This window comes from Vicinamibacteria bacterium, assembly GCA_035620555.1.
Classification (GTDB): domain Bacteria; phylum Acidobacteriota; class Vicinamibacteria; order Marinacidobacterales; family SMYC01; genus DASPGQ01.
On sequence record DASPGQ010000430.1, the window covers coordinates 1 to 5,200 of the forward strand.

General features: G+C 63.3%; 6 protein-coding genes. 4 read left to right on the forward strand and 2 right to left on the reverse strand.

The features are described from left to right. Nucleotides 1–430 (reverse strand): SDR family NAD(P)-dependent oxidoreductase (locus VEK15_17570; GenBank protein HXV62513.1); only part of this gene is annotated, 430 nt, incomplete at its 3' end. Then, entirely contained in the window at nt 427–1,758 is a 1,332-nt protein-coding gene (locus VEK15_17575; protein ID HXV62514.1) for an FAD-binding oxidoreductase, read from the reverse strand. The genes VEK15_17570 and VEK15_17575, both read right to left, overlap by 4 nt. 104 nt (nt 1,759–1,862) lie before the next feature. Here VEK15_17575 and VEK15_17580 point away from each other — a divergent pair, with 104 nt between their 5' ends. The 4 genes from VEK15_17580 to VEK15_17595 all read left to right on the forward strand — a co-directional run. Further along, entirely contained in the window at nt 1,863–2,729 is an 867-nt protein-coding gene (locus VEK15_17580) for an aldolase/citrate lyase family protein (GenBank protein HXV62515.1), read from the forward strand. 12 nt (nt 2,730–2,741) lie between these two features. Next, nucleotides 2,742–4,103 (forward strand): aspartate aminotransferase family protein, encoded by a 1,362-nt coding sequence (locus tag VEK15_17585; GenBank protein HXV62516.1) that lies wholly within the window; start codon nt 2,742–2,744, stop codon nt 4,101–4,103. Nucleotides 4,104–4,171: 68 nt separating this feature from the next. Then, nucleotides 4,172–4,321 carry a hypothetical protein gene (locus VEK15_17590; GenBank protein HXV62517.1) on the forward strand — a complete coding sequence of 50 codons (150 nt, stop codon included), beginning with the start codon at nt 4,172–4,174 and terminating at the stop codon, nt 4,319–4,321. Nucleotides 4,322–4,336: 15 nt separating this feature from the next. Then, nucleotides 4,337–5,200: proteasome accessory factor PafA2 family protein (locus VEK15_17595; GenBank protein ID HXV62518.1), on the forward strand; the 864-nt coding region annotated here is incomplete at its 3' end.

Consider the following 5,200-nt stretch of genomic DNA (forward strand, 5'->3'; position numbering starts at 1 on the left):
GCTCGCCCGCGACCGAAGAGAGCACGCACAGGGTACCCCCTCCTGCCGCTAAAAGCCGTTCACGCGCCTCTTCACAGAACAGAACCGTGTGGGCGAAGTTCACCGTCAGGAGATCTCGCGCCGCGTTCCGGTCGGCTTCGAGCTCTTCCTGTTTCCGGATTAGGCCCGCGGTGACGATGACGGTGTCGAGACCTCCGAGCTTCTCCGCGGCCTGGTCGAGCGCAGGCGCGAAAGTCTCCGGGAGCAACAAATCGCACCGAACGACGTGCACCGTGCGTCGAGGATCCGATCGAGTCTCGACGTCGCGTGCCGAAGCTTCGAGCTCGGCAGCGTTTCTTCCCATGAGACAGAGATCGTGCCCCTTCTCGCCGACGAGCCGGGCGATCGCGCGACCGATACCCTTGGTGCCTCCGAGAAGCGCGATCCTCAATCGGGATCTCCCAGAACGCGGACCGATTGGGCGCTGCGGATCTTGACCTGCGGATCCCACCGCCTCCGAACCTCGAGAAATCGCTCGAGCCGCGGCTCCATCTGACGGAAGTGCTCGGATCGGGTGAACGCGTCTTTGGCAAGGTAGATGCGGCCGCCCTCGGCGATGACCACCTCGTTGAGCTCATCGATCAGCGTTTGAGTCCTCGGGCCGACGGCGAGATCGAGCGCGATCGAGGTTCCGGGACACGGGAAGGACAGCAATCCACGTCCCTCGGCCGCGCAATCCTTGATGACCGTGAGAAACGACGCCACCCCTTCGGCACGGGCCATCGTTTCGAGGAAGCGGCGAACCGAGCCCCGGCCCGCCGAATCGGGGAGCACGCATTGATATTGAGTGAATCCCCTCCGCCCGTAGATTCGGTTCCATTTCAGGATTTTGTCCAGGGGATAGAAGAAAGTCTCGGGATGGACCACGCCGCGGCGCGGCCGAGCATGGCGATGGTAGATGGCCGCGTTGAACGCCCGAATGTTCCAGGGGTTGAGAAACCAGTTAGGAAGCTCGAATGGCACGGTAATGCGCCGAAGCGAGGGTGGGGAAGTCTTTGGCGCCTCGTGGGGCTCGGCCCATCGGCCGCGGTTGACGATACCGCGTCCCAGGCTGCTTCCCGTCGAAAGGCTGTCCAGCCATCCGACGGTGAAGGGCCAGTCCTTCGCCGAGCTTTCGAGGCCTTCGACGAGCGCATCCAGATTCGGAAAACGGTGACGCTCTTCGAGAATCCACGGAGAAGGAATTCTCCGCATGCGGAACGAGACTTCCAGGATGTGGCCCGTGAGCCCCATTCCGCCAACGGTCGCCCAGAAGAGATCGGCCTCGGCCTCGGGCCCGCACTCTACGAGACGGCCGTCGGCGACGCGAAGGAGGAGGGAAGTCACGTGCCCGCCGAACGTCCCTTCCACGTGATGATTCTTGCCGTGCACGTCGGCGGCCACCATGCCACCCAAAGTCACGTACTGAGTGCCGGGAGTAACGGGGGTGAACCAGAGTCGCCTCAGGAACAAGCGATTGATCTCGTGAAGCCCGAGACCCGCCTCCGCCCGCATCACCCCGCTTGTCTCGTCGAAAGACAAGATTCGGTCCGCGAGGACGGTCGTCGCAACGTCCAGATGCCCTGGGGGAGGAAGCGATGAGTCGCCGTAGGATCGTCCCAGCCCCCGGGACAAAACGGCGTCCTCGGTCAGCGCCCGAAGGTCCTCGGACATTACTTCGCGTCCGGGTCGGGATAGGCGTCCCCAACCGGACAACATGGGCACGGCTTTTCTCATCATCTCCACGGCGTAGATTTAAACCGATCCGCGATGCCGTGTTCTACCGGAAGGCGCAGCCCTTTGGGTTTACCCGGTTCCGGCTGTGGTAATCTTCCGCGTTCGAAATGATGCACCTAGTCCTCGTGGCGGTCGTATCGACGCCAGTCGTTTCGACCGAGGGACCCAAGCGAGTCAACAAGCTCGTCGAGCTCCTGGCTTCGGGAAAGCCGGTTTTCGGCATTTTTTCCGGAGAGAAGACCCCAGCCGTCGCGGCCCAGGTCGCCGCGAACGAGCAGGCTGACTTCGTGTTCTACGATCTGGAGCGAGGGCCATTCGATGTTCTCGGCATGCAGATCTTCATGCAGTTCATGATCGATCGCGCCAGTGTGGCTCGCAGCGGTACGGTTTTCAACGAACGCCCTCTCGTCGCGCGCCTGCCTCCCATCCGGGACGGCCGCATCGAGGCACAGGATCGGGTGAAGCGGCTTCTGGACGCGGGCGTCTACGGCATCGTGTTTCCCCACGTGGAATCTCGAGAGGACGCCGAGCTCGCCGTTTCCTCGATGCGATACCGCCCGGCGGGAAAGCGACCCCTAGAGACCGGCGACGCGCCTCGTTACTGGGGTCTCGGCGAGGAGGACTATCGGCGACGCTCGGACCTCTGGCCGGTCAATCCCGAAGGCGAGCTCGTGAACATGCTGCTCATCGAAGACCAGGTCGGCGTTCGTAACGCCCGAGAGATCGTGTCGACCGAAGGCGTCAGCATCGTGTTTCCGGGTCCAGGCGATCTGCGACGGGCGTACGAGAACGATTCGGAAGCCGTCGAGAGCGCGATCCAGACCGTGCTCGCCGCCTGCAAGGAGTTCGATGTCGTATGCGGCATCACTGCCGGCCCGGGCGACATCGAGAAGCGGTTGGCAGAAGGCTTTCGCGTGGTTATCGTAACGGCACCCGAAGCGCTCGAGGTCGGCCGTCGCGCCTCGGGCCGGTAGGCGGTGATGGTGATGAAGAATGTATCCTCGCCCGACGTCGAATCCAACCGCGAGCTCCTCGCTCGAGACCGCGCGCATTTGATCCATCCCTTGCACAGCCCATCGGCTCACGAGAAGGGCCACGTCTGGGTGAGGGGTGAGGGAGCTCGTATTTTCGACGCCGATGGCAAGGAGTATATCGATGGCCTGTCGGGCCTCTGGAACGTATCCGTCGGCCACGGCAGGAAGGAGCTGGCCGAGGCCGCGCGCGATCAAATGGAGACGCTCGGCTACTGCTCCGGCTACGCCGGGAGCACGAATCGGCATGCCATCGCCCTCGCGGAGCGCCTCGCCGAGTGGGCTTATCCGGGAATCAATCGCTTCTTCTTCACGTCGGGTGGAGGGGAATCGAGCGACACCGCCTTCAAGACCGCGCGTTTCTACTGGAAGATCCGGGGCAAGCCCGGAAAAACGAAGGTCATCTCGCGACGTTGGGGCTATCATGGCGTGACGCTCGCGGCGATGAGCGCAACCGGCATCGAAAGCTACTGGCCCATGTTCGAGCCGCGGGTCCCGGGCTTCGTTCACATTCCGTCGCCCTATCCGTACCGGTACGAAGCACCCGCAGGCGAGACGCCGGGGGTCGCGGCGGCCAACGAGCTCGAAAAAGCGATCCTCCGAGAAGGGCCGGACACGGTCGCGATGTTCCTGGCCGAGCCCGTCCAGGGTGCGGGTGGAGTCATCGTTCCGCAGGACGACTATTTCCCGCGCATCCGTCAGATCTGTGACCAGTACGACGTGCTGCTCGTCTCCGACGAGGTGATCACGGGTTTCGGGCGCACCGGGACCCGGTTCGGACTGATGCACTGGGGAGTCGAGCCCGATATGATCCAGTTCGCGAAGGGTATCACTTCGGGTTACTTCCCTCTGGGCGGGGTGGGGCTGAGCGACGAGATCGCCGAGACGCTCGATCCGGCTGCCCCCGTCTGGATGCATGCTTACACTTATAGCGGGCATCCCGTTGGATGTCGCGTGGCTTTGACGAACCTCGAGATCATCGATCGCGAGGAGCTCGTCACCGAGGCTTCACGGAAAGGACGGCTCCTGTTGGACGGCCTTCGTGACGCCTTGGACTCGCACCCCCACGTGGGCGAGGTGCGGGGAATTGGCCTCATGGGCGCGGTCGAGCTCGTACGCGACAAATCGTCGAAGGAGGAGTTTCCCGCCGACGAGAAAGTGGGGCTCAGAGTTCACGAGGCAGCCCAGGAACGGGGCCTTTTTTCCCGGGTCCGGGGCGACGTCTTCCTCCTCGCGCCTCCCCTCGTCATCAGCGCCGAGGAGATCGATCGCACGGTAAGCGCCCTGACCGGAGCCATTACCGGGGTTCTGGGATGAAAGGGCATGAGCATGTGCGCCTCGGCCTCCGGTTGTGGTAATCTCTACGTGGTTCAGGAGGACGAACAATGAAGCCCATCCGCAACTTGGACGTCGAGGCGCCGCGCGAAGCGGACGTGGAGCGCGCCGAAGAGCTCCTCCTCGAGATAACCCATGACGCTCGACGGCTCGAGAACCGATATCTGAAAGAAACCATCGTTCCCGAGGGCGGCGAGTAACGCGCTCTCGGTAGAGTGCTCTTCTCCCGGCTGATCGGTCAGGAGACAGAGTACGCGATCCGCTTTTCCCCCGAGAGAAGACGTCCCGGCAACGACGCCATTTACGAAGCTCTCGCTTCGGCCATCGGCGAGCAGGTCAGAACCGAGCCGGGGATGTTTCCCGAACGGCCCCAGATCTTCCTCCAGAACGGAGGCGCCTTCCACTACGAGTATCTGCCCTACCGCGCCGACGGGGGGCTCATCGAGGGCGCCACACCCGAATGTCGCGGTCCGGCGCAGCTTCTGGTCTACCAGCGCGCGCAGGAGTCCCTTCTTCTCAAGTCGATGGCCCGAGCCGAGGCGATTCTCCGGGCAGCGGGGTGCCCGGGACGGCTGGGACTGCTCAAAAACTGCAAGGACGCCGAAGGGCACGTGTACGGTGCTCAGGAGAGCTTCGAGGTGGAAGCCGCGTCGGGCGCGTCGCTCTGGCTCTACCGCGCCGGTCTCGTGCTTCTTACGCCTCTTCTGGCGTTGACGGTGGCCGCCGGGTGGGGAATCGTCATCGGTCTCGCCCCGGTCGTGATCGTCGCGGCGCTTCTTTGGACCGTTGCGGTGGTGGCTTTGCCACCTAGACGCCGAGTCTGGTTCGAGGGGCTCGTCACCCGAAACGATCGAAGCTTCGAGAATCGAGTAGGCCGCTGGCTCTACTGGCTCAGCTACGTAATCACATGGCCTTTCATCGTCTCGCTGTCCCTGCTACTGCGGTGCCTGGTTTTTTCGAGAATGCGACGGGAGTTGACCGCGTTTCTCGTATCGAGGGCCGTGCTCTCCGGTGCGGGCAGCATCGAGACCGATGGACGATTCGTGCTTTCGGAGAAAGGATCGTCCATCCGCCGGGTC